General features: G+C 52.3%; 22 protein-coding genes and 1 pseudogene. 14 read left to right on the plus strand and 9 right to left on the minus strand.

From position 1 onward, the window contains the following. Positions 1–11 precede the first annotated feature (11 nt). Positions 12–743 (minus strand): ATP-binding protein, encoded by a 732-nt coding sequence (locus ACSJLU_RS16420; protein WP_025303502.1) that lies wholly within the window; start codon positions 741–743, stop codon positions 12–14. 371 nt (positions 744–1,114) lie between these two features. Here ACSJLU_RS16420 and ACSJLU_RS16425 point away from each other — a divergent pair, with 371 nt between their 5' ends. From ACSJLU_RS16425 to ACSJLU_RS16475, 11 genes are all read left to right on the plus strand, one after another. Beyond that, positions 1,115–1,840 (plus strand): hypothetical protein, encoded by a 726-nt coding sequence (locus ACSJLU_RS16425; protein ID WP_197835858.1) that lies wholly within the window; start codon positions 1,115–1,117, stop codon positions 1,838–1,840. 30 nt (positions 1,841–1,870) lie between these two features. Beyond that, entirely contained in the window at positions 1,871–2,665 is a 795-nt protein-coding gene (locus tag ACSJLU_RS16430) for a hypothetical protein (RefSeq protein ID WP_043143074.1), read from the plus strand. A gap of 72 nt (positions 2,666–2,737) precedes the next feature. Then, positions 2,738–4,075 carry a lipopolysaccharide biosynthesis protein gene (locus ACSJLU_RS16435; RefSeq protein ID WP_004935553.1) on the plus strand — a complete coding sequence of 446 codons (1,338 nt, stop codon included), beginning with the start codon at positions 2,738–2,740 and terminating at the stop codon, positions 4,073–4,075. After that, positions 4,072–4,941: a hypothetical protein gene (locus ACSJLU_RS16440; RefSeq protein ID WP_197819200.1), complete on the plus strand. Its 870-nt coding sequence runs from the start codon at positions 4,072–4,074 to the stop codon at positions 4,939–4,941. The genes ACSJLU_RS16435 and ACSJLU_RS16440 overlap by 4 nt, the downstream gene beginning before the upstream one ends. 20 nt (positions 4,942–4,961) lie before the next feature. After that, positions 4,962–5,528, plus strand: a complete 567-nt coding sequence (locus ACSJLU_RS16445; RefSeq protein ID WP_319868933.1) for a YtfJ family protein — start codon at positions 4,962–4,964, stop codon at positions 5,526–5,528. Positions 5,529–5,556: 28 nt separating this feature from the next. After that, the gene (gene lptF / locus ACSJLU_RS16450; protein WP_089181118.1) at positions 5,557–6,627 is read left to right on the plus strand and encodes an LPS export ABC transporter permease LptF; all 1,071 of its coding nucleotides are present in this window, start codon (positions 5,557–5,559) and stop codon (positions 6,625–6,627) included. Next, positions 6,624–7,703, plus strand: a complete 1,080-nt coding sequence (gene lptG, locus ACSJLU_RS16455; protein WP_197832528.1) for an LPS export ABC transporter permease LptG — start codon at positions 6,624–6,626, stop codon at positions 7,701–7,703. The genes lptF and lptG overlap by 4 nt, the downstream gene beginning before the upstream one ends. Before the next feature lie 103 nt (positions 7,704–7,806). Then, positions 7,807–8,556 (plus strand): glycosyltransferase family 2 protein, encoded by a 750-nt coding sequence (locus ACSJLU_RS16460; RefSeq protein ID WP_380824603.1) that lies wholly within the window; start codon positions 7,807–7,809, stop codon positions 8,554–8,556. A gap of 305 nt (positions 8,557–8,861) precedes the next feature. Next, positions 8,862–10,364, plus strand: coding sequence for a phospholipase (locus ACSJLU_RS16465; protein ID WP_197837170.1), 1,503 nt, complete (start codon positions 8,862–8,864; stop codon positions 10,362–10,364). Further along, a complete protein-coding gene (locus tag ACSJLU_RS16470) occupies positions 10,361–11,119 on the plus strand; it encodes an ankyrin repeat domain-containing protein (protein WP_197837171.1) in 759 nt (252 codons plus the stop codon). The genes ACSJLU_RS16465 and ACSJLU_RS16470 overlap by 4 nt, the downstream gene beginning before the upstream one ends. Before the next feature lie 141 nt (positions 11,120–11,260). Then, positions 11,261–12,034: an ankyrin repeat domain-containing protein gene (locus ACSJLU_RS16475; protein WP_197837172.1), complete on the plus strand. Its 774-nt coding sequence runs from the start codon at positions 11,261–11,263 to the stop codon at positions 12,032–12,034. A gap of 90 nt (positions 12,035–12,124) precedes the next feature. On the opposite strand, the gene ACSJLU_RS16480 is transcribed toward ACSJLU_RS16475, so the two are convergent. Then, positions 12,125–13,432: a serine hydrolase domain-containing protein gene (locus ACSJLU_RS16480; protein ID WP_197837173.1), complete on the minus strand. Its 1,308-nt coding sequence runs from the start codon at positions 13,430–13,432 to the stop codon at positions 12,125–12,127. A 107-nt stretch (positions 13,433–13,539) separates the two neighbouring features. Between ACSJLU_RS16480 and ACSJLU_RS16485 the strand changes: the two genes are divergently transcribed. Both ACSJLU_RS16485 and ACSJLU_RS16490 read left to right on the plus strand, forming a co-directional pair. After that, positions 13,540–14,433 carry a LysR family transcriptional regulator gene (locus ACSJLU_RS16485; RefSeq protein WP_197769037.1) on the plus strand — a complete coding sequence of 298 codons (894 nt, stop codon included), beginning with the start codon at positions 13,540–13,542 and terminating at the stop codon, positions 14,431–14,433. Positions 14,434–14,757: 324 nt separating this feature from the next. Continuing rightward, positions 14,758–15,162: a hypothetical protein gene (locus ACSJLU_RS16490; protein WP_197837174.1), complete on the plus strand. Its 405-nt coding sequence runs from the start codon at positions 14,758–14,760 to the stop codon at positions 15,160–15,162. Positions 15,163–15,602: 440 nt separating this feature from the next. Here ACSJLU_RS16490 and ACSJLU_RS16495 read toward each other — a convergent pair whose 3' ends face one another. From ACSJLU_RS16495 to ACSJLU_RS16510, 4 genes and pseudogenes are all read right to left on the minus strand, one after another. After that, positions 15,603–18,041 (minus strand): AAA family ATPase, encoded by a 2,439-nt coding sequence (locus ACSJLU_RS16495; RefSeq protein WP_197837175.1) that lies wholly within the window; start codon positions 18,039–18,041, stop codon positions 15,603–15,605. A gap of 4 nt (positions 18,042–18,045) precedes the next feature. Continuing rightward, positions 18,046–18,900: an ABC-three component system middle component 1 gene (locus tag ACSJLU_RS16500; protein ID WP_380824596.1), complete on the minus strand. Its 855-nt coding sequence runs from the start codon at positions 18,898–18,900 to the stop codon at positions 18,046–18,048. Then, positions 18,893–20,500 carry a hypothetical protein gene (locus tag ACSJLU_RS16505; RefSeq protein ID WP_380824594.1) on the minus strand — a complete coding sequence of 536 codons (1,608 nt, stop codon included), beginning with the start codon at positions 20,498–20,500 and terminating at the stop codon, positions 18,893–18,895. Before ACSJLU_RS16505 ends, ACSJLU_RS16500 begins: the two co-directional genes overlap by 8 nt. 166 nt (positions 20,501–20,666) lie before the next feature. Then, a pseudogene (locus ACSJLU_RS16510) lies at positions 20,667–21,131 on the minus strand (integrase core domain-containing protein); the annotation flags it as partial. 325 nt (positions 21,132–21,456) lie between these two features. Here ACSJLU_RS16510 and ACSJLU_RS16515 point away from each other — a divergent pair. Then, on the plus strand, positions 21,457–22,461 hold the full coding sequence (locus tag ACSJLU_RS16515) for a LacI family DNA-binding transcriptional regulator (RefSeq protein WP_197837178.1): 1,005 nt from the start codon (positions 21,457–21,459) through the stop codon (positions 22,459–22,461). Positions 22,462–22,467: 6 nt separating this feature from the next. Here ACSJLU_RS16515 and araD read toward each other — a convergent pair whose 3' ends face one another. From araD to ACSJLU_RS16530, 3 genes are read right to left on the minus strand one after another with little or no spacing between them, the layout of a single operon-like run. Then, positions 22,468–23,160 (minus strand): L-ribulose-5-phosphate 4-epimerase, encoded by a 693-nt coding sequence (gene araD / locus ACSJLU_RS16520; protein ID WP_033632583.1) that lies wholly within the window; start codon positions 23,158–23,160, stop codon positions 22,468–22,470. Then, positions 23,154–24,023, minus strand: coding sequence for an L-ribulose-5-phosphate 3-epimerase (locus tag ACSJLU_RS16525; protein ID WP_046687461.1), 870 nt, complete (start codon positions 24,021–24,023; stop codon positions 23,154–23,156). The genes araD and ACSJLU_RS16525 overlap by 7 nt, the downstream gene beginning before the upstream one ends. Next, positions 24,010–25,497 (minus strand): FGGY-family carbohydrate kinase, encoded by a 1,488-nt coding sequence (locus ACSJLU_RS16530; protein WP_164063965.1) that lies wholly within the window; start codon positions 25,495–25,497, stop codon positions 24,010–24,012. Before ACSJLU_RS16530 ends, ACSJLU_RS16525 begins: the two co-directional genes overlap by 14 nt. Positions 25,498–25,501: the final 4 nt, after the last annotated feature.

Consider the following 25,501-nt stretch of genomic DNA (forward strand, 5'->3'; position numbering starts at 1 on the left):
CGCTGCGCACCTCAGTGCGCAGCCGTTGATACCCCATCAGCCGAATAGCGATAACCCTGCGCCGCCATAAATTCCCCGATGGCTTTTTCCGCCGCCGAAAGCACCTCCTCGATCGGCCTATCGGCATCGAGATCCACGATGTCGGCGCCTTCGAACGTCAATAACGGCGTGACGGCGATCTTCTTCTCCAACGCCGCTTTGCGGTGATCGGGTTTACGCGCGCAGGCCACGTCCAGACTGACATTCAGCTTGAGTACCAGATCCGGTTTTTGCCCCGCCATCCATTGGAACGCCGCCCGCTCGCGCGCCGCCAGCCAACGGACAAAACGGCTCCCTTCCACGTCGACGGGAAAAACCGTACCGTCGTAAGCGCCGGGGATTTGCGCCTGCGGAAAACGGTCGGTCAACACGATGAACCCTTGCCGACGGTACGCCAGCATGCGGCGGAAACGCAGCAGCCGCCGCCCCACGAAAGCGATGATCACCGCCGACGGCAACAGGCCGATGCGGGATTTTTTCGTTTTGACTTTTTTGGTATTACTCTCGATAGCCTTGCCCACCGAGCGCCCGAGCAGCGGCAATTTCGCCGCCGCGCGGCCGACGTTGCCCGCCTGTTTGCCCAGATGCACTTGCACCGCCGGGCCATAATGTTTCATATACGCGATCAGATGTTCACAAACGGTGGACTTACCCGATCCGTCGCTGCCGATAACCGCAATCAGCGGCGGAAATTTTGCACTCATAATAAGACTCTCTTTCAATACACCAGAAACGGCGTGCCATATTTGAAGCGGCCTATCGCTTATCATTGCCGTGGCGGCTACGTGAAAAAATTTACCGTAGCGCGGCGCCAAAAAGCACAAAATATTAAGCGAAAATGGAAAACCTCTGCTCTTTTTTCACCGTGAGCCCTACCGGAAATTAACATAAAAAGCGAAACCGGCGCGCGCACGAACAATTAGCACAAAATAACAAGAACGAACGCCATAAATATCAATTAAAATAGCGAACAAGAATACCAATCTCATTATTTTATCGCAGCAAAGCACAATAAATATCTTGAACCCAAGGCGTATTGGAATACAATAGTTTTTTTCGCATTGGATCAATTATTGTGAGTCAGCAGATAAGACCTTCATCTGATCGCTCGCCCGTGCGCGTAATAGCGATAACCGGCTGTGACGGCTCGGGAAAATCCACGTTAGCTGCCAGCCTGGTCAACGCGTTATCGGCACAAGAACCTGCCGAACTGCTGTATCTCGGCCAGTCTTCCGGGCGCATCGGCGAATGGATCAGTTCGCTGCCGATTATTGGCGCGCCCTTCGGGCGTTATTTGCTGAAGAAATCGGAACGCGTGCATGAGCGCCCTTCCACACCGCCGGATAATGCCACGGCGCTGGTAATTTTTTTACTCTCCTATTGGCGCGTTTATAAATTCCGTCGCATGCTGAAGAAAAGCCGCAGCGGCGCATTGCTGATCACCGATCGTTATCCGCAGGCCGAAGTGGCGGGGTTTCGTTTCGATGGCCCGCAGCTGGCGAAAACCGCCGGCGGCAATCGCTGGATCCGCTGGCTGAGAAAGCGCGAACAAAAGCTGTACCAATGGATGGCGTCTTATCAGCCCTTATTATTAATTCGGCTGGATATTGACGAACAAACGGCCTATTCACGTAAACCCGATCACTCGCTGGCGGCGTTGCGTGAAAAGATCGCCGTCATCCCGCACCTGACGTTTAATGGCGCTAACATATTGGATTTAGACGGCCGCGAGCCGGCTAACCGTATTTTCGATGCCTCACTGCGCGCCGTTAAAATATCGCTGAGGGCCGCCAATGCCTAGCAGCCAAATAACCTTTTCGTACCGAAACAGATGAAAAAAAATAAACTCACCGCCGAACAGGATACCTCTCCCACCTGCATCACCGGGCTGATTGCCGTGGTGGGCAGCGACGGCACGGGCAAGTCCACGCTGACCGCCGATCTGGTGAAAAACCTGCAGCAACATCGCCCCACGGAGCGCCGCTATTTGGGGCTGATCTCCGGCGAAGACGGCGACAAAATCAAGAAGTTGCCGTTCATCGGCGTGTGGTTGGAACGGCGCCTGGCGGCCAAATCCGATAAAACCCAGCGCATGAGCAACAGGCCGCCGGCGCTGTGGGCGGCGCTGATCATGTACGGCTTTTCGCTGTGGCGCGCCGCCAACCTGCGCAAGGTGCGACGGCTGGCGCAGAGCGGCGTGCTGGTGGTCAGCGATCGCTACCCGCAGGCGGAAATTTCAGGTTTTTACTACGATGGGCCCGGCATCGGCGTGGAACGCGCAAAAGGCTGGCTATTGAGCCGCCTGGCGGCGCGCGAACGCCGTTTATATCAACGCATGGCCGTCTATCGGCCGGCGCTGATCATTCGCCTTGATATCGACGTCGATACGGCATTTTCCCGCAAGCCCGATCACAGCTATGAAGAGCTGAAAGACAAGATAGCCGCCATGGTGCGCCTGCAGTACAACGGTGCGCGCATCATCGAGCTGGACGCCAGAGCCCCTTACGACGAGGTGCTGAGCAACGCGCTCAACGCCATTTCCGCCGTAGTGAATCCCGCGAAGCGCCCACAGAGCGATATCGGGCAACCCGGCGAAAACGCCGGCGAAGAAACTCAGGTTTATTAAACGCATACAGGGCAAGCGCATGACGGCGGAAAAAAAAATGCAGCAAAACAACGATAACGGCTGGTTTTGGTTATGAAACGGTGGTTTTCCGATGGCGCGTTTCGCTCCATTTTACGTAATGCCGCCTATTTAGGCTCCGGCAGCGTCGCCAGCGCGCTGCTCGGCCTGCTGGCGCTCTCCTGCGCCGGGAAAGGCATGTCGCCTGAAATGTTCGGCGTGCTGGTGGTGATCCAGGCCTACACCAAAGCGGTCAGCGATTTCATCAAATTCCAGACCTGGCAGTTTGTGGTGCAATTCGGCACCCCGGCGCTGGAGCATCAAAATACCGGGCGCTTCCGCGACGTCGTCGCCTTCTCCTTTGGCCTGGATATCGCCAGCGGCGTCATCGCCGTGCTGGGCGGCATGATCATGCTGCCGTTCTTGTCTCACGCCCTGGGGCTGGACAGCGAAAGCTTCTGGCTCGCCATGCTGTACTGCACCCTGATCCCGTCGATGACCTCGTCCACGCCGACCGGCGTGCTGCGCGCCTTCAACCGCTTCGATCTCATCGCCATCCAGCAGGCGATCAAGCCGTTCCTGCAGGCAGTGGGCAGCGTCATCTCCTATTATTTCGATCTGGGGTTCCCCGGCTTTATCGTCACCTGGTACGCCTCTAACCTGATCGGCGGCACGCTGTTTTGGTGGTTCACCGCGCGCGAACTGCGCCGCCGCGATATCCACGGCGCGCTGAGGCCACGCCTGTTCAACGTCGCGCGCCGCATCGAGGGCGCCTGGAACTTCGTCTGGACCACCAACATCGCCCATACCATCTGGGCCGCGCGCAACTCCTGCACCACCGTGCTGGTGGGCGTGGTGCTCGGGCCGGCCGCCGCCGGGCTGTTCAAGATCGCCATGACCTTCTTCGATGCGACGGGCACCCCGGCCAAGCTGCTGGAAAAAAGCTTCTATCCCGAGATCATGCGCCTGGATCCGCGCACCAAGACCCCGTGGCTGTTGGGCCTGCGCTCCTCGCTGCTGGCCGGCGGCATCGGCCTGGCCGTCGCGGTGTTGATGTTGCTGGTGGGCAAACCGCTCATTTCCGCCGTCTTCGGGCAGCAATACCTGGAAGCCTATGACCTGATTCAAATCATGCTGGGCGCGATCATCGTCTCCATGATGGGCTTCCCGCAGGAATCCTTACTGTTTATGGCAGGCAAGCAGCGCGCTTTCCTGATCGCGCAGGCGACGGCCTCGGCGGCCTACATTGCGCTGCTGGTGTCGATGGCGTATGCCTTCGGCGTGCAGGGCGCCGCCTTCGCTTATTTACTGGGGCAATGTTTAGACGTGCTGTTATCCCTGATACCGACGATCGGCGCCTACCGCAATCGCTTTATGTTGGGGCTGAATGTGCCCAAAGAGAGTAATCAATGACCGCTATCACGAATTGGAAGAAGTTCTCCGCCGAAACCACCCAGGCGCTGTTTGTCGCGGTGGAAGAGGATGACCTGGTCGAGGCGAATATCAGCCTGCCGCAGCAGATCGATCTGGAATGCTCCCCCGAGAGCATTCGGGACAACTACGCGCTGTGCCTGCAGTTTTGGGAAGACGGTTTTTCCCGCCGCGAGCTGCTGCAATTGGTGAACGGTTTCCTGCAAGACCCGCAGTTGGCGGCGGCTACCCGCATGCGCTACAAATATATCCGCGCCCGCTACAAGCACCTGCGCTTCGCCCAGCAGCTGTACGGCGCCCCCCACCGCGCCAACCGCCTGTTCCACACCACTACCGTGGTACTCGGCCATTTTCAGGACGCGTTTCGCAACGGCAACCAGAAGAACCTGACGCTGTACGGCAACCTGCTGCGGCTGCTGCTCAGCAAGCCGGTATGGTCTTACGTGCGCTATGCGCTGCGCCACACCCGCCTGGAAAGCGCACAGGGCTTTATCGCCTACCGCCAGGAGCAGATGCGCCAGCTGCAGACGCTGATCGCCGGCCCGGCGCTGACCGGGCATCAGTTCCACGACGTGCGCAAAATCGTCAGCCGCCAGGTCTCGTTTTACGACACGCTGAGATCGATCGATCCGGACAACCGCGAGGCCCGGCAGATCTCGCGCTTCCTGGCGGCGATTAACGGCCTGATGGGTGACCGGCATGACGTGATGGTGGCGGACAAGCTGGCCGGCGGCGATATCTATGATCGGCCGGCGATCCTGGATATCGACATCCGCCAGCGCCTGGAGCTGCTGCTGGCGCGCTTTCCGCTGTCGTTTTCCCAGCCGGCCATCGCGGCGGGCAGATAAGCGGGTTGTACGGAGCCATGATGACGTTACCTCGCTTGCTGGCCCTTGCGCTGCTGCTGTCGCCGTTGGCGGCATCTGCGCATAACTTCGTGCATGGCCGGCCGGTGGCGCCGATCGCCATCGCCGATCGCGGCGAGCTGCTGCTGCGCAACGGCGATTTCAGCTACCGGCCGTGGAACAGCGCAAAACTGGCGGGCAAGGTGCGGGTGATCCAGTACATCGCCGGGCGCACCTCAGCCAAAAAGAAGAACTCGCTGCTGATCAACGCCGTTAAGGACGCGAACCTGCCGGGCGATCGCTTCCAGCCGACCACCATCGTTAACACCGACGACGCGATACCGGGTTCCGGCTTCTTCGTGCGCGGCAAGATCGAGAAAAACAAACGCCATTACCCCTGGGCGCAGTTCATCGTCGACAGCGACGGGCTGGGGCGCATGGCCTGGCGGCTGCCGGAGGAGAGCTCCACCATCGTGGTGCTGGATAAGGCCGGGCGCGTGCAGTGGGCGAAGGACGGCGCACTCACCCCGCAGGAAGTTGACCAGGTGATCGCCCTGCTGCGCACCCTGATCGCGCAGGAGACGCCATGAAGCGCACGCCGCCGGGAGCCGATGACGCATGTCTTTGATTGAACGCTATATCACGGTTGAGATCCGCCGCCTGGTGATGATGATCGCCGGGTTTCTGATCTTCATGTTCGCCAGCTACTCCGCCCAGCGCTACCTGACCGACGCAGCCAACGGCACGCTGGCGCTGCGGGTGGTGGCCGACGTGGTTTTCTATAAATCGCTGATCGCGCTGGAGATGATATTGCCCGTCGCGCTGTATGTCTCGGTGGCGGTAGCGCTGAGCCAGCTGTACAGCGATGCGGAGATCACCGCCATGCTGGCCGCCGGCGCCAGCCCGCTGCGGCTGTACAAGGCGGTGCTGCTGCTCGCCGTACCGCTGGCGATCGCGGTCACGCTGCTGTCGCTGTATGGCAGGCCCTGGGCGTACGCCAATATTTATCAGCTGCAGCAACAGTCGCAATCGGTGCTGGACGTGAGCCACCTGCAGGCCGACAAATTCAACGTCAGCGGCAACGGCCGCATGATCCTCGCCAATCACGTCGACAAAACGGCCAACCACCTGACGGACGCCCTGATTTATGTGCGCGGCGGCCATCACACCAACCTGTATCGCGCGCAGTCGGTGGAGGTGCTCGACGCCTCCCCCGCCAGCCCCGCCGTGCGGCTGAAAACCGGCACCGCCTATGTGCTTGATCGTGAGGGCGCCGACGACAACGGGCAGAACTACGACAACTTTGATATCGCGCTTAAACCGTTCGTGCCCAGCGCCGAAAGCCGGCACAAGTCGGCCTCGCCGGCGGAGCTGGCGCGTTCCGCCGATCCGGGCGACGCCGCCGAACTGCAATGGCGCGAGAGCCGCGGGCTGACCACCGTACTGATGGTGCTGCTAGCGATCCCCTTTAGCCGCATCAAGCCGCGACAGGGGCGCTACGCCGCGCTGTTGCCCCTGACGGTGCTGTTTACCGTGATTTTCTATGGCGGCAACATTTGCCGCACGCTGGTGGCCAACGGCTCTCTGCCACCGATCCCCGGCGTTTGGCTGGTGCCGATAGCAATGGCTGTCGGCATCGCCCTGCTGCTGGCGCGCGACTTATCACTGCTGCGGAAACCCTCCCGATGACCATTTTTAGCCGCTACCTAATGCGCAACGTGTTCATCGGCTTCGCCGCCGCGGCCGGGTTGCTCATCCCGCTGTTCACCACCTTTACGCTGATCAACGAGCTGGAGGACGTCACTCCGGGCGGCTACCGCTGGCAGCAGGCGCTGCTGGTGACCGTGATGACCCTGCCGCGCAGCCTGGTCGATCTGGGGCCGTTTATCGCGCTGCTCGGCGGCATCGTCGGGCTGGGGCAGCTGTCTAAAACCCTGGAGCTGACGGCGATCCGCTCCGCCGGGATGTCGATATTCCGCATCGCGCTGGTGATGCTCGCCGCCGGGCTGCTGATGAACCTCTCGCTCGGCGCCCTCGATGAATGGGCCGCTTCGCCGCTGCAGCAACGCGCGCTGCAGATAAAGAACAACGCGCTGGCGCAGTCGAACGATAACGACGTCACCGTTAACCCGCTGTGGGCGCGGCGCGGCAATGAGTTTGTGACGGTCAAAACCGTCGATGAGAACGACCAGCCCCACGGCATTGAGATCTTCCGCTATCAGGCCAACCACGCGCTGGAATCTTACATTTACGCCGACAGCGCCAGCACCGCCGCCGACGGCAACTGGCTGCTGCACAACGTGATGCAAAAAAGCTGGCAAGGCAGAAAGGAGACGATTCAGCGGCAAGACAGCCTGCTCTGGCGCTCGCTGTTCGCCGTGCCGAGCCTGAAAGAGCTGACCCTGCCGGCCGGCAGCTTCTCGCTCCAACAGCTGGATCGCTATATCGATTACCTGCAGGGCTCGGGGCAGCCCAGCACCGAATACCGCCTGGCGCTGTGGAAAAAACTCGGCCAGCCCCTGCTGGTGCTGGCGATGATTTTGCTGGCCATCCCGTTTACCTTCACCGCCCCGCGCGCGCCCGGCATGGGCAGCCGATTAGCGCTCGGCGTCATCATCGGGCTGCTGACCTACATCGCTTACCAGATCGTCCTCAATCTGGGGTTGCTGTTCGCCCTCAACGCGCCCTTCACCGCCCTCGCCCCGCCGCTTTTACTCCTGGCATTGTCGCTGGCGCTGGTTTATCGGTTTGATCGGCGGGGTTAGGCATTTTCCGAGGTTGATAAGGGATAAGAAGAGAATCGCAATTTCCATTCCAGAGAAAACATTACGCGCTCACCTGCTCAGCGATTTTTAAGGATGTTAGTTAATGGCAAAGATAGCTGTTTGTATACTGACTTTTAACTCCTCTCGTTTATTACACGAGGTGCTTTCTCCACTCATGGGCATTGCGGATGAGTGGATTGTGGTGGACTCCGGCAGTACGGATAAAACGCTGTCTATTTGCCAAAGCTTTGGAATAAGCCCTATTTACCATCGTTTCGAAACGCATGGACGACAAATGAACTTTGCGATTTCTCAATCTCACCATGATTGGGTACTGTGCCTGGACAGCGACGAAATCCTTGATGCCGAAACCATAGCGTCCCTTTTAACATTCAAATCGCTGGCAAACCCGCCACCACAGCAAGCCTATAGAATAAAAAGGAATTGGTTTGTACTCGGACAGCCAGTCAGAACGATTTATCCCATCTCCTCACCGGACTACCCCGTTCGACTGTTCAATAGAACACAGGTCAGGTTCAATGATGCTCCGGTAGATGATGCCGCTGAAGGCTATATTCACACGTCGGTCATTCCGGGCAATGTTAAGCACGATACTTTTTATTCTCTCCATGAAATACTCAATAAGCTCAATAGCTATACGACAAGGGTAGTCAAATACAGAGACATCAGGCCCTCGATATTTCGTGGCGTCGTAAGCGCGATCGGCGCGTTTTTCAAATGGTACGTACTGAGCGGCGCATGGAAGGAAGGCAAAGTCGGCGCCGTTACTGGGTTTTATGCCGTGGCCTACAGTTTCCTAAAGTATTTTAAATCCTGGTATGGCAAAGATTGATAGCGTTAAGGGCAGATAGAGACACACATCCCGGCCGCTACTGATCCTGGCATTGGTTTATCGATTTGAGCGGTGGGGGGGCCCCCCTCTAGCAGCTTTTGGAAAACAAGAACTTTCCGGTTAATAGTTGGCCGGCTTTACAAATTGGCTTGAGCCGTTATCATCCCTTATTTGGTGTCCTATGCGCCGTTAGCTACCGCTGACTGCCGTTCGATAACAGGCCCCTCGGGGTTCCATCGATTGCAAGGAGTGCGAGCGCCCGCCTGAACAGGCCAAGACGCAGCAAGCAAAGGAAGAGACACGCTATGTTTTCCCGTTTGAAACTGCTGTATATCGCCGATGATATTATTTCACCTGATGAATTCCCCCGTATAGTCAGCCCTTCCCGCGCCTGTCACGGCCTTTCATACATGCCGGACAAAGACATTCTGTCGCTTTTCTCTGGTTTTCGCGGTGGTGAACGGATCCGCCGTGAAGTTGGCGTTACGCAAAACGGAATAAGCTCTAACTTGCGCGCAAGAGTGCAGAGCGACCTGATGAGCGGCGTTGTCGTAGCGGTCGAAACCCGGCCCGGTGTGTTGGCGACGATGGGACCATTTTACGCCGACATCGACGGCTACCTGATACCGCAGGGGAGACAAGAGCCCAACTACCCGGTGGACAGGATAGTGAGGCGGTACGAGGAGGCCGTGAAGTCTTACGGTGGCCGCCGGGCGCGCCCGTCCGTCTTCCCCGCACAAGTCACGCGGGCCAAACCGGCTCTTCGCCCGGATATCCCGGTGCAGGGCGGAAGAGTTTCACAGCAGGTCGTGTCTGAGCCCTTGACCAAGGCGCAGCGTTGGCAGGAGCGAAAATACCTCATTGGCCGCGGGCAACGGAGTATCTATCCGGACGCCCGAATCGCCTCGGAACGCCTGGCGGCAAACAATGTCGCCGTCGAGAAGGCAAAGCTGGCGGAGAATATCTACAAGACCACGAATCCGCTAAAGGAGACTCCCGGCGTTCCTGAGGGTTGGAAAGATATCAGTAACGATAATACGGCCCTGAGTAAAATTGGGCTAAACAGAAATATGCTCTTCGACAGGGATGAATCGCCGGATTTTTTGGCAAGGGTATATCAACCGGATAGCCGTGTTTTTGGTAAAGAGATGAATCCGACGGTCGTGTTCAGAGGGTCAAGAGCCCCAGAGTTCCCGGAGGGAATCGGCAGCGCCGCCAAAAAGGCCCTTAGGGGCGATATGTCAGGAATTAAAAATGTGAATGACTGGATAAATAATGGTGCTCAGGGGATGGGGGCGAGCTCTGATTATTATAAGCAGGCGGTTAAAATAGGATTACAAGTAAAGAACTCCTCCGGCGTCGATATTTCTGGTCATTCATTGGGCGGGGGAATGGCCTCAGCTGCATCAATGACCAGTGGGAAACCCGCCTGGACGTTTAATGCAGCCGGACTCCATCATGGAACTGTAGGGAAATACGGAGCTGAGATGATTGGTTCAGCCAAGAACATACAGGCCTATCGAGTTGAGGGAGAACTGTTAACCACGTTACAGGAGGTTAATAACGAAAGTGATTATGAGCTTTTAAAAAATGCCCTACCCGATTCTTTGCAAAAACCCTGGGGCGTAGCATTGCCTTTCACCTTGAAAGAGTGGTCATCGCTGGTGGTGCCTGATGCCGTTGGCATACCGCACACGCTTGCCGGTGGGACAGGAACCCTGCTCGATAAACACGGTATAGACCAGACAATAACGTTGATTGAAGATCAGAAAGACGAGGACGTCGCCACTATCAGGGGGAGAATATGAGCAAGTTGATAATGGCCATGGCGTTACTGTTTACTGTTCTCATGATGCAAGGATGCAAAAAAAACATGGAATATGAGCCACAGGATTTTTTTGAAGGCCGTCAACTGGACATCGCACAGCTGATTTATGATGGCGATGAAGTGAAACTGAAAGAGCAACTTCCCTCTGTCAGCAAGGATGAACTGAACCGACAGGTTAAGGCGGACATGACCCTGCTGTTTTGGTCGGTGTTGAACTCAATCTACGATAAAAACACGCCGGAAAGGCTGAAAATAATAACCGACCTGGTAAAAGCTGGCGCAGACCCGCTGCAACCCAGACCAGAAGGGGGAAGCAGCCCAGCGGAGTTCGTCATGAAAGCCGACAAGGGGATTTGGGTCAAAGCCATGCTCGACGGCGGTTTACCGCCAAACGCAAAAGATAAGGTATTCAATGAACCCATTGTATTCCAAACAATCAAATCCAAAAACACTGAAACGTTAAAGGTGATGCTGGATTACGGAGCGGACATTAATATCAGAGACTCCTTGCAACAAACCTTATTAATGGATGCTTTTTTTAGCTCAGCCTTTGAACACATGGCCCTACTGCTCAATCGGGGTGCGAATCCTAATCCGGTAAATATAAATAATCTTTCGCTGTTAACAGCAGTAAACCGGCAAATAAAGGACAGCCAAGATGGCTCAGAATACAATGAACAGTGTAAGAAAATACTCGAGCTCATGCTTTTGAAAGGGGCAAAGGAAGCGCAGTAATTTCATCAACGCAGATCTGACAGCTGCCGATTATTTATACCGGGGCTGTCAGATTGCATCTGTTTTCCGATACACACGCTATAGACCACACAATAAAACTGATTGAAGAGACGCGGGTGTCACCATTCTCAGGGGGAGAATATGAGCAAATTGATAATGGCAATAGCGCTACTGTTTACTGTCCTCATGGTGCAAGGATGCAATAAAAGCATGGAATATGAGCCACAGGATTTTTTTGAAGGCCGGCAGCTGGACATCGCACAGCTGATTTATGATGGCGATGAGGTGAAACTGAAAGAGCAGCTTCCCTCTATAAGCAAGGAAGAACTGAATCGACCGGTGAAAGCAGACATGACCCTGCTGTTTTGGTCGGTGCTAAACGCAATCTATGATAAAAATACGCCGAAAAGACTGAGGATTATTACTGACTTGGTTAAAGCGGGTGCAGACCCGCTGCAACCCAGACCAGAAGGAGGAAGCAGCCCAGCGGAATTCGTCATGAAAGCCGACAAGGGGATTTGGGTCAAAGCCATGCTCGACGGCGGTTTACCGCCAAACGCAAAAGACAAGGTATTCAATGAACCCATTATATTCCAAACAATCAAAGCCAAAAAACCTGAAACGTTAAAGGTGATGCTGGATTATGGCGCAGACATAAATACAAGAGACTCATTGGGAAACACCTTGTTAATAAGCTCATTGGATTCTCATTCGTTTGATCATACGATTCTTTTGTTAGAGAGAGGTGCGGATAGTAAAATCAAAGGGAAGTTTGGTTGGACTATGGGCAATCAGCTTCAGCGCTTTATAGATAGAGGCGTAGGAGATGCCGAGGATAAAGAGAAAATTGACAAGATAAAAGAGTTATTAATTAAAAAGGGTGGTGACTGGCCTCCACTCCCTGTAGAGAATTGAGACTCCCCTAAGGTCGACGTCGAAGACATGTAATATGCCGCTCAGGGGCTGAATAGCAAACGCCATCCAGCCCCTGCTCGCTCCGCGGGCTTAACGCAGTTCCTTCGCTATCGCGCTAAACATCAGCGACGCCTCCAGCGGTTGCGCGCTGAAAGAAGGCTCCGCCTGCGGCCAGGTGGACCACTGGACGATCACCAGATTCTCCGCCTGATTGACCATAATCATCTGGCCGAAGATCCCCAGCGCCCACAGGGAATGCTTGAGGGAGGCCTGCGGAACAGGCTCAACGTTGGTCGCATTCACCGGCACTTCGTTGTTCCACCATTGGAATCCGTAAATGCCGTTGGGATGCGCCGCCGACACCGAGCCCACCGCCTGAGTCCAATTGGACGACTGGGCTACCCAATCTTCCGGCAAGATCTGTTTGCCGTTCGGCAACGTCCCATTATGCAGAATGAACTCGCCGAAGCGCCCCCAGTCTTCCAGCGTGGCGTTAAAGCCGTGCGCGCCCACGTCGTGCTGGCCTTTGGCGTAGGCATGCCACACGCCGTCGCTCGCCATGCCGTACGGCTGCCAGATGCTTTGCTGCAGATAGGCCGCCAGCGGCATGCCGGTGGCGCGCTCCAGCACGTCGCCCAGCAGCCACGCGCCGCCGGAGGAGTAAGACCAGTTCTGCCCGGCAGGGTGCGCACGCTGCAAGCCGGCCACCAGCTTGCGCACGCAGGCGTAGGTGCCGGGCCTGGCTTCACACTCGGTCAGCTGCGCGAAGTCCGATTTCGGGTTGGTGTAATCCTCATTCCACGCCACGCCGGAGGTGTGGGTGATCAGCTGCCTGAGGGTCACGCCGTCCCACGCGGTGCCTTTCAGATCGGGTTCGTATTGCGTGATGAGATCGTCGAGCGAGCGGATTTTGCCCTGTTTAATCGCCACGCCCACCAGCGTGGCGACCACGGATTTGCCCACCGAGCGCGACGTCCACAGCGTGGCGTCGGTATTGCCCTCCCCAAGATATTTCCAGGCGATTTTGCCGTCTTTCAATACCAGCATGCCGCTGACGTTCTGGCGCTGCAGATAGTCCTGCAGGCTGTAGGTTTTGCCATTCACCCGATAACTGGCGTCCGTTAGCTGTTTAGCGGCAGTAAGCAGCGGCGCAGCGTTACCGTGATGAAACACATCCCCCGCATAGTTGCGATAGTCGTTACGAAAACCGATCACCCGATCACTCTGGCTCCAGGTGAGCATCTTGTGCGTGTCCGGCAATTGCGCATCGAAAGGCGCCGGACAGGCGCTGAGTTCGGTGCCCGCACAGGCGGCCAGCGCGGCGGGCGCCAACAGGCCGCTGCAGAGACTGATGACAACGCCCGCCAGCAGGCTGCGGTTAAACACTTTGTTTTTCATATTTTTTCTCACTTAGCTCAGGAAGGCGTTCAGCTTAAAAAAACGCGGCCTATAATAAAAAACGCCTGATGGGGGAAAATCCCCCGAAAAATCGACGGGAGAACCGCGTGCCGAGCCTGATTTATTCCTTTGCCCAACTGGAAGCCTTCACCGCCGTCGCCGAGCACGGCAGCCTGGCGAAAGCCGCGCTCAAGCTGGGCAAAGACCGCACGACGCTGCGCGATTTGATTGATTTTCTCGAGGATGGCTTGGGCTATGCGCTGTTTCTGCGCGAGGGGCGCAGCCTGCACCTGACGCCGGAAGGCGAACAGCTGCAGCGCCAGGCGCACCTGCTGATGCGCCAGGTGAAAGCGTTTGAGGCGTTTGCCAAAGACGTGCCGAAGAGCGCGGCGCAGGAAATCTCGCTGGTCTACGATCCCTTTACGCCCCGCGCGTTGCTGCAGGCGCTGATTGCCGCCATGGCCCAGCGCAACACACGGCTGAGCCTGATTAACGCCTCGCGCGACGAAGCGGAAAGGCTGCTGGCAAACGGCCAGGCCGATCTGGGTATCTGCCAGGCGCGCCATCGCAGCGTGGGCGACGCCATGGAGTGGCGCGCCTTAGGGGCGATAGAGATGGATTTTTACGCCGCAAAAACGCTTTTCCCCAACGCGGAACAGCCGCTTTCACTGCTGGAGCTCTCGCTCGCGCCACAGGTGATCATGCACCCGGATTCTGACGAACCCGTGGCGCGCCGCCTGCAAATCTCCGGGCATACAATATTTACCAACGAACTGGAGATGCTGCGCGCCCTGCTCGAACAGGGCTGCGGCTGGGGATTCCTGCCGACACATATGCATGCGGAACAGTGGAAAAACGTCAGCACGCTGCGCACCGAAGTCGGCAGCCAGGGGATCAGCCAAACCATGGTGACCATCTGGAAACCGGGTAATGACCGACGGGCGCTAATTGATGAGACGCTGGGGTTGTTGCCGGGGTTGTGGCGCGGGGTTGGGGGGTGAGAAGTCGCTGTTAGATTAGCGGTGTTGTTACCGATAGTCGATCGTGGGGATCATCACCTGCGTTGTTTATACGATCATTCTTGAGCGGGGATTGATGCTTCCTCCAATGAGCCCCTCAGCGCCTTCGTTCCAGCGCTGCTAGCGCTGGTTTATTGCTTTAAACGACGGCATTTGAGGGGCGGCTTTGAGTGAGGAGCGGACCTTATGCTGGGAACAGGTTTGGTAAAATGATCTTATAATACATATTTAGTTAAGTTTACTTAGGTCATGGTTATCAATAATGCTTTATTATATCGCTTTCGTACAGTAAACAGGTAAACAAGTATGGATGGATGGGAAAAGTCTCTTACATTGGCAGAACAAATTCAGTTAGCTTTAAATTTAGGTTATGAGGCAGTACCAGACCAAGAGGCTTATACGGGGGCATACTTCATTAAAAGTGGGAGGAAGTGGATCTTTAACATTATCGGTCTAAAAAAGACGTTGAATGTAACTTCAGATGATGAACTAAGAATGCAGGATTATGATGTTGATATGTATTTCGGAATTCGCCAAAACTGGTCGCAGTACCAAGATATGATTTTTGGAAACGACGATATTGTGCCTTCGCGCGAAAACGAACTTACTTCAATTTACCATGACCTGCAGGTAACAAATGACCCCGGGGAAATGGTGTATCTATCTGATGGAATGTGGTTGGATTCCAACGGTCAAATTGTACAACGCTAGCACTCAAACTCTCTTAGTGAGCTTCTGTAAGACCAGCAATCGATAATTGGTTATTAGTTTGCTGGTCTACCTCATTAAATTATCTTCTTGTACTTCCTGCAAAGCGTTGACATTTTCCTCTTTAATCAACACACGACGGTGTTAGCAACATCATCTTTTGGAACTCATCACTCAGAACGATGCTAGGTCTGCTCTGAGCGAGGAGCGGACGTTGGCATATCTGTTAAAGTGAATAGTTTCTTTTACAGGGATACATATAGTAACAGCAGCCCTCTGTCAATAACAGAACAAGGCCGTGGCCATTATAATAATCTTCGTTGAAATGCAAGCGGATATTATCAATCTATCTTTTCCATCTTTGCCAACTACCTCTGAATTTCAAAAAATAAGAAAAACCTTCACAAACCACGAAATTACGTGAATCGTCTCGCCAATAATTATCAAATTAATACTCTATTTTTCTTCTCACTTTTTAAGTTGATGGCCAATGTGTTTAAGCCAGATGTTTTATATTTATAGGAAACATAATTTGCAATTCTACTTTCATGAGTAGACATTATCACTTGATAGTCCATAAATTCTTCCCTCAACAATTGAACAAATGATGCCATATTTATGTCATCCATACTTTGAATTGGATCATCGATTAATAACGTTTTTAGCCCTGTGGGGAATACTTTATTCATCGCTAGCATAAAAGCTATAATGACACCAGCTAGCTGGCCAGAACTCATTGTACTCCAAGCATCATGCTCTGCGCTGATATTTGAACAAAAACGATAATAACCATTATTGTTCAACTTATCCGGTGCCACCAAGATAACACCACTGGCTGCCCCCCCTGATTCAAGTCTTGTTTGTAAGATCTTACTGCTAATATTGTAAAAAGGTATTTGTATTTTTTTGGCTATTTCCTTTTCATAGCGAGAAATTTTATCTTTATATATTTTATGTCCATCATTTATTGCGGCTAGTATATTTTTGTAGTTGGTAACGCCTGTTTCACATTCCATTATTTCATCTTTCAGCTTTCTGTATTCAATATCTTTTAAAAGTTTAAATTGGTTTTCAACATAAATAATATCGTTCGTAACATTATCTAATGAAAAAGGCCAATCACTAAGTTCTATATTCGTATCTACTCCAATGTAATCTAACTCCCTTTTAATAACCTCAAGGTCATCATTTACTTTGACTGAAAGCTCGCTATCTAAAGTTTCTAAAAGATTTTTAATTTCAATATACTTTTCCTCAATGGGATAATCTACATAAAATAAGCTTGAACAAGTGTGCTCACTGTATTCTGCAAGATGACGATCAAACCAAACTTTAATTTTTAACATTTCATCGAAGCTCTTTTTGCTAATCTGGCGTTCTCTCAATACGTTTTTGTAAGTGTTATCAAAATAACTGTATCTTTCATGACGAATTTTACTTCGTTGAATAACAGGTGAAATTAATTCATCTATGACTTTTTCATAAGCCAATTTTAGCTTTTCACCTGTATCTGTTTGTAATTTTTCAAAAACAGCCTTTTGTTTTTTATATGCATCATTAAGTTCGATTAAACCCTCATATGATTGCCCACATAATGGACAATCGACGCCTTTATGGTCCGAATGCTCAATGGTTTCACCTTCTTCATGGTAGTATTCTTTAAACTTTTTAATTAGCATTTCACTTGAGTTGTTTATACTGGTTAAAATTTTTTCGGTTGTACTTTGGGCATTTACAAGAGCATTATAATTATTAACATTGGCTTCATTTTCATTATACAGGCCCGAAAAATATTTTTTAATATTATTTAATAAATTTTCTGTAATGCTTATATTCTCAGTTATATCTAAATTTTTTAATTCTCTATAATCATTGCATTTATTGGTAGTACTGCTAATCCAGAGAATATGATTACTTAATGACTCAATATAGCTAAACTCAGATATTTTAGCAAAAAGAAGCAAGTTTTTTATTGCTGTTTTACTATCAGCCTGAAGCAATGATTTAACTTCATATCTTTGCTTGATAAGTGGCCAATTTTCCTTACCTTCATCACTCAAGATATATTTGCATTGAAGAAGCGCAGATTTATACTTTTCAAGATTTTCAATTGTAACGTTTTTATCTAGCGATTTTATTGTAGTACCAGATAGAGCAACTACGTTTGCTTCACTGTTATCAGATTTAATATTTTCAAGTTGTATCTCTTTTTCTTGTTTTTCTAAACCTAAGGATGACAGCTTACTTTTCACTGCGTCTTTTAATTTTTCTAATTGTGCTAATGCATTCTTTTCATTGTCAATGCCAAATAAGTGATCTACTTGTTTAAACCTCGATTTCTCATCGAGCTTAAGAAAATGCAAAGTTTCTTCTTGTTGAATGTAATTGAATACATTAAACATTTTAGGCAATTCTTTAAATTTTAACGTTCGCTGTAACTGTTCCGCTACATCGTCATTACCGATCTTTATTTCTGGAATTATATCGTTTACATTATCAGGCCAATATTTTAATAATCCTCGAAAAATATGATTAGACCATTCTTTGTTTTGTGCTTTTTTAGCCTCAATATAAGTGCCAATGATTAATGAGTTGCTATTATCAATTAATTCTAAAACCACGAAAGCGGGATCGCCTTCGACTCCATTAGTTGATATCAACATGTTTTTATTTCTTGTTTTCGTATCAATATTTTTAGAATCTTTAAATCGACTAACAGTACCTGTAAGCGCTATTTCAATAGCATCAAATATTGTTGTTTTACCAAAACCATTAGGACCATCTAGAACAATCAAATCTTGTTTCGCAAAATTATAGGAAAATTCTTCAGTGTACGACTTGAAATTTTTAATGAGCAATCGACCAATCTTAAAATCATTCATAAAATCAATTTCCTTGTAATTTGATTAGTAGTGCTTCAACATCTAAGTTACCACTAGTCTTTTCTATTTCTGACGAATATTTTAACGCTTCCAAGACAATATCACTAAGGTTCTTAACTATGTCCTGTGAGGTAGAATCATTATTATCTTGTACGTTATTATTTCTTATACTGTATCTTTTTGTATTTGACAAAAGGTCATTTTCTATCATACTTTGCAGTGAATTTGATTCCGAGCTAGATATGTTCAAGTGTAAAAAAGGTAGTTTTTCAAAAAGCTGGGCGCATCCTGCATAGTCAGTATCATTATTTGGATTTGTTATGAATTCTTTGAACTTATCAGTATTATTCATAGAATTTTGTAGATATGTAGTTATCTTACAACTCGTTGACTTAGTTACTTCACTCACCAAATTGCTTAGAAAGTCATCAGAGAATAGTACGACTTGTTTTTTGAAAAAGTATTCATCTTCTTCTATTTCAGTAATTTTTGTAAGAAGTTTATTAATATCATCTTTTTTTTTCATGAATAACAATAAAGTTGTATTTTTCTCGAAATGATTATCTATTTTTAATTTTGACACCCCGTTTAAAAATTGCAAATCAACAACTCCAGTATCGGAGAGTAAGCTATTTAGGTGCGACATTAAACTAGTTTGCAAATCACGATTCACGAAATGTAGTTCAGATGCTTGGATTTCCGCCAGTAAAAAATAATCCCCCATGCTTGCTTTTCTTACTAGCATGATATTTTTTGATTCCAATGTTGTGATACTGTTCTCAGCTAAACTGAACATCCCAGCATTTAATTCTAACTCTAGCAATAATTGAGTGATAATGCTGAAAAGATCCTTATTCATTTAATTTTTCCTGTGCTAGCACATAATGTACAAAGGTAATATCTTTGGTTGAGGTTATATGAGGCTCATCTATAACTTTATAGTTAAGTACGTTAGGTACCTCTACAAATTTTTCAAGGCGGCCTGAAAAACTCGTATTATTTGGTGAGTCAATAACAATAAAATCCGTATCTTTATTTAAATAAATAAATTCATTTTTAAAATCTATTTTTAGAGCTGTGATGGCTTGTTCTACAACACGTTTATTTGAATTGTTGACGCTGATGGTACTTGCTTGGAAATGTTTACCATTTTTGGCGAATAAGAGACAATCATCATGTTCTATGTGTAGATTTTCCAGGAAGTTTAAAAATGCCGCGCTAATATCGTTTTCTGCTGCAATCTGCTGTTGATAATAATTACTTTTATTTGATTGCCTATCGATAGATAAGTGTGGTTTTAGTTCTTTCAACAAAAAAACCAACCTTCCTTGTTTTATATATCTTTCATAAGTGGTTTTATAATGCCTATTAAGATTATTGCGTTCTGCCAAGTTTTCCTCATCTAGTGAATCAATTTGCTTTTGGAATGCATTCTCAAAATTTTCACGGCAAATTAGTTCCCAATATTCATCCTTTGACTCATCGATAATTTCCATTTTTAATAATTCTAAAATTTCTGAAAATGATAGTTTTTGTTTTATTTTTTCAGTCAGCCGTACGGCATCTGGATTACTTAGGTTTTGATGCCGCTGTTTAATATATTCATCAACTTTGCTCTTTAATACAGCAATATAGATAATTAATACATCATCAGTGGTGTTGAGATCTGGTTTTAGATGTTGCAGAATTTCTTTAGCTAAACCAAGCAACTTTTTCGCTAATGATTCGTCATCGAGAGCTAATTCATATTCAGTGTCAATGTCAATGTCAAGCGAGCATAGTATATTATGGCTTTTTAATGTATTTTTTTCGTTTGTCTTTAAAATCACTTTCGATCTTATTACGTCCGAATATTCACATATATCTTTATCTGGTTGCATTATCTCTTTAGATGTATGAACATAAATACATCCACCTGAAAATTGTTTACTTATAACGTCAAGATCATCCAAGTACAGATTTATAGCTGTTGCTACATCAGAGTGATAATTTGATATTTTAGAGATTTTATTCCCTGTTGCGAAACGCTCTTGATTAACTATATTATGTTTAATTAAATTATCAACTAATATTTCAATGTAACTATCTTTATTAAAACCTTTAGTATGTACCTGAGCATAGTGATTGACATATTTAAACAGATCACTTTCGGATATTCGACCTTGCTGTCTCGACATAATAGTAATAAATGCATCTATATATTTACTAAATGCCACTTCATTATAATGCTTAACTTGATGATGGCTAACATATATATCATCTTTGAGTATAGAGAAATCTTCCAACCACTCAAATTGAATACTATATCTACAACAAAACTCATCTATGTTTGCTTTTCTATTTAAAGCATCGGAAATTATTTTTAGACATACATAGAGCCCAATTTTTCCTTGGTAGGAAAAACCATTCCATGTCGCTGACGCATCAAATAATGGGCTTTTAAATTGTGTTTCTGCCATTTTTTAACTCATTCAATCCTGTTGGGTAAACTCTAGGACCAATTATATCTAAAAACATTAAAGTACAACAACTTAGAGCTTAATGCCATTTATTTTAGATTTCAAATTTATTCAATACTCAACAATCATCAAATCAATGACCTGCCCCCTGATTTTGATACCACCTTCAGTTAGTAATGCCGGTTAGCTTGCCCCTGACCCCGAACGTGCTCCAGTCATAATCAGGAATAACCGGCTTCAGCCTGGCTGCAAATTCCGCGGGCATCTGGTAATCCAGTGATGAATGGGAATGGCACTCGTGATAATCCTGCCGCCAGTCATTAATCGTTTTCCTGGTGTGAGCGATATCGCTGAACCAGTGCTCATTCAGGCACTCATCTCTGAATCGTGCGTTAAACCTCTCAATAAATTCGTTCTGCGTTGGCTTGCCCGGCGACGGGATTAAGCGTAACTCAACACCATGCTCAAAAGCCATTGATCCAGGACGTGGCAAGTGAAGGTCAGTTCTTATGGTCGCCGGATAGCCTCGAAATAGTGCAATGCGGTCCAGGATACGCGTGACCTGAGTGCTTGGAATACCGAATGCGAAGGTCATTGTCAGACATTTCTTCGTGAAGTCGTCCACACAGGTAGGCACTTGATCTGAAGTGGTCGACAAAAAGTGGCCGCATCATAAGATGTGCTTCCAGAATCACAAACGTCCGCTCCGTCACAAAGCAGCCATTGATACCTAACTTCGGCCATGAGAAACACCTTATCAAATTCACCGCCAACAAAATATAGCCACATAAAAATCATTTAATTCGTAATTAATAAATAAATGAAATTATTATCTTCGTTTTCATTTCGTTATTTTCCCTTCCCCACGAAAGTCTCTCCCCCAACTCCCCCCTAGCACCGCCCTCGCCCTTTCCCTACAATAAGGGATCTGTTGAGGCATAACGCAAGGAAAGACGGTGTCGAAAGCCAATCCCAATGCCACTATCGTGGATATCGCCCGCCGCGCCAGGGTGACCAATATCACCGTTTCCCGCGCCTTCAATAAGCCCGAGCTGGTCAAGCCGGAAACCCGTGAGCGCATTCACGCCATCGCCAAAGAGCTGAACTATGTGCCCAACGCCTTCGCGCAGGGGCTGAAAAGCAGCAGCAGCCAGATTATCGGCATCGTCACCAGCAGCATGTACAACCCGTTCTATTCCGGCCTGATCAAGACCGTGTCGCGCATTGCACGCCAGCAGGGCTATCAGATCATGCTGTTCGACACCGACGGCAGCGAAGAGGCGGAAATGCGCGCCATTCAGGCGCTGTTCGGCTACAAGGCGCGCGGCATCCTGCTCTCGGCGGTGCGCGACGACAAGCGCTACCGCCCCGCCTATCTCGAGCTGGCCGAGGTGTATGGCGTGCCACTGATCCTGATCGACCGCGATCTCTACGATCAGCAGCTGAGCGGCGTGTTCCTCGATAACCGCGAGATCGGCGTGCTGGCCGGGCGCTATCTGGCGGAGCAGCCGGAGCAGAAGCTGCTGATTATCGGCGGCCCGGCGGATTCGGAGATCACCTTAACGCGCACCGCCGGCATCGTCGCGGCGCTGCAGGGCAGCGGCCGTGAGATTCACATCATCAACGGCGACTACGATTTCACCTCGCAAGAGAGCGAGGTGCGCACCTATTTGGCGCAGCCGGAGAACCGCCCGGATTGCATCATCGGCCTGAACGGCATCATCACGCTGGGCGCCATCGCCATCTGCCACGAGATGGGGCTCTATCAGCAGGTGAAATTCTTCTCGATAGACGAACCGCCGCGCGCCGGCGCTTACGGCCTGCATATTCCGGGGGTGTATCACGATACGCAAAAACTGGGGGAGATCGCCGCGGAGCTGCTGTTCAGCGCCATTAACAGCCCGCGCGGCGAGTTGCCGGTGCGCAGAGAGTTCTTCACCGGCTCGCTGTTGAATCGCTGACGGGCGCTATTGCCCGTAGTAGGCGTGTTTGCCGTGCTTGCGCAGGAAATGTTTGTCCAGCAGCTCCGGCTGCATCGGGGCGATAGCCGGCGCCAGCTGGCGCGTCGCCATCGCCATGATCGCCACCTCTTCCAGCACCACCGCGTTGTGCACCGCATCCGCCGCGTCCTTGCCCCAGGCAAACGGGCCGTGGGAATAGACCAGCACCCCCGGCACCTGCTGCGGATCGCGCCCCGCCTGATTGAAGGTCTCGATAATCACCTTGCCGGTTTCCCCCTCGTAATCGCCGGCGATCTCCGCCTCGCTCATCGGCCGGGTGCAGGGAATGTCGCCGTAAAAGTAGTCGGCGTGGGTGGTGCCCAGCGCCGGGATCGGCTGCCCGGCCTGCGCCCAGATGGTGGCGTTGCGGCTGTGGGTGTGCACCACGCCGCCGATATCGGCGAAGGCGCGGTACAGCGCCAGGTGGGTGGCGGTATCGGATGAGGGTTTACGGTGCCCTTCGCGCACCTTGCCCTCCAGATCCACCACCACCAAATCCTCCAGCGTCATCGCCTCGTAGGCGATGCCCGAAGGCTTGATCACCACCAGCCCGCTCTGGCGATCGATCGCCGAGACGTTGCCCCAGGTAAAGGTCACCAGCCCGTATGCCGGCAGGCTGAGGTTGGCGGCCAGCACCTGCCGCTTGAGTTCGTTCAGCATGCGATGCCTCCCTCGATCATCTGTTGTTCGATCCAGGCCTTGGCCTGGGCGATGCGTTGCTTATCCTGCCCGTCTTCGCGCGCCCACATCTCCAGCAGGTAGGGGCCGCGATAGCCGAGCGCGTTGAGCACGGAAAAGGCGTGGGCGAAATCCACGCAGCCTTCGCCGAACGGCACGTCGCGGAACTGCCCGGCGCTGCCCGGCCCCACCGCGACGGTGTCTTTGAGGTGCACGGCGGTGATGCTGCCGATGCCCAGCGCCAGCTCGGCGGCGACATCGTTACCCCAGGCGCTGAGGTTGCCGAGATCGGGATACACCGTGAACCACGGGCTGTTGACGTGGCGGGCGATGTCGCGCCATTTGCTGATGCTGTTGATGAACGGCGTGTCCATCACCTCCACCGACAGCATCACCTGCGCTCTGGCGGCCTGCGCCGCCGCCCACTGCATGCCCTCGATAAAGCGTTCGCGGCTGTGGCGATCGGCGGGTTCGTAATAGACGTCGTAACCCGCCAGTTGGATGTTGCGGATGCCGAGATCCGTCGCCAGTTCCAGCGCTTTGCTCATCAGCACCCGCGCCCGCTCGCGGGTGGCGGCGTCGGCGCTGCCGAACGGGTCGCGCCGGTGCGCCGACAGGCACAGGCTCGGCACCGTCACCCCGCTGTCGAGTCGCGCCTGGATAAACGCCAGCCGCTGGCGGCGATCCCAATCCAGCCGCTGCTGGCGCGCCGGCTGTTCGTCGATCGACATCTCTACGAACTCAAAGCCCAGCTCGGCGGCGGTGGCCAGCCGCTGCGGCCAGCTCAGATCGGCGGGCAGCGCCTTTTCATACAGCCCCAGACAGGCGGCGTTAGTCGTTTGCATCAGTCACCTCACTCAAAGCCTGAGCGACCGCCAGATAGCGCGCCTGCTGGGCGCGCAGGCGCCGGTGGGCGGCGGTCGCGGGATAATAACAGCGCAGCTTGGGCGGCGCGGCGGCGATCGCTTCGGCGAACCCGGCGTACTCCCCGGCGCCGACGGCGGCGCACAGGGCGGCGGCGCGGCAGCCGCTCTGGCGCGTTTCCACCACCTCGAGCGGCAGGTTGCCGGCGTCGGCGTACATCTGCATCCAGACCTCGGACTGCGTCGGCCCGCCGGTCATGCGCACCCGCTCGATGCGCGGGTTCAGCTGCACCATGCGCTCCTGATGGATCAGGTGCGAGAACACGATGCCCTGGTAGATCGCCTGCACCACGTCCGCCATCTCGTGGTGGGCGCTCAGGCCGATCAGCCCACCCGGCGTGTTGCCGCCGAGGTTGGAGCCGTACAGATAAGGCAGGAACAGCAGCCCGCTGGGCTGCTCGCGGCGCTCGGCCACCCAGGCATTGAACTGGGCATAGCGCTGCCGATCGTCGGCGCAGAACTGGCGCAGGAACCAGGCCAGGTTGCCGGCCGAGGTCGGGCTGCCTTCGTGCACGAAATAGCGGCCGTCGATGCAGTAGCGCCCCCAGGCGTAGGGGTAATCGGCGGGCATGATGCGCTCGGTCACGCAGGTGGCGATCGACCAGGTGCCCGCCACCGCGCTGAGCGTGCGATCGTCGGCCACGCCGGAGCTGAGCGCCGCGCCCACCACGTCGAACAGGCCGCCGTACACCGCAGTGCCCGCGCGCAGGCCACACTGCACCGCCGCAGCGGCCGTCACCCGCCCGGCCAGCTGCGCCGAGCCGATCACCGGCGCGGTCTTCTCCTGTGCCTCTTCGATGCCGAAGGCCGCCATCAGCGCCGGATCGTAAGCGCCGCTGTGTTGATTGAACAGGTTGCTGCCGGAGATGTTGGTCACTTCGGCCGCCGCCTCGCCGGTGAGGCGAAAGCGCAGGTAGTCGTGCGCCATCAGGATGCGATCGACGGCGGCGTACTGCGCCGGTTGCCGCTGCTTCAGCCAGCGCAGCAGCAGCGCCGGGTGGCTGGGCCACAGCGGCTGCAGGCTGCGCGGGTAGGTCTGCGCGTCCACCCCGGCGCAGCGCAGCTCAGCCGCCGTGGCCGCCGCGCGGTTGTCCGAAGAGAGGATGCCGTTGCCGACCGGCTTGCCGTACCGGTCGATGGCGTACAGCCCTTTGCCGTGCGCCGAAAAGCTGACGCCGCGCACCTGCCCGGCCTCCAACCCCGCCGCGTGCAGCGTCTGGCGGATCGCCGCGCAAACGTCATCCCACAGCGCGTCCATATTGCGTTCGCTGAAGCCCGGCTGGGCGGCAATCGCCGCGCCGTCGCGCTCGGCGATCGCCAGCTCTTCGCCGCTTGCCCGGTACAGCCCGGCCTTGATCACCGTGCCGCCGACGTCTATGCCAAGAAAGACTGACATCGCG

The sequence above is a fragment of the Serratia bockelmannii genome, from assembly GCF_051803255.1.
GTDB classification, from domain to species: domain Bacteria; phylum Pseudomonadota; class Gammaproteobacteria; order Enterobacterales; family Enterobacteriaceae; genus Serratia; species Serratia bockelmannii.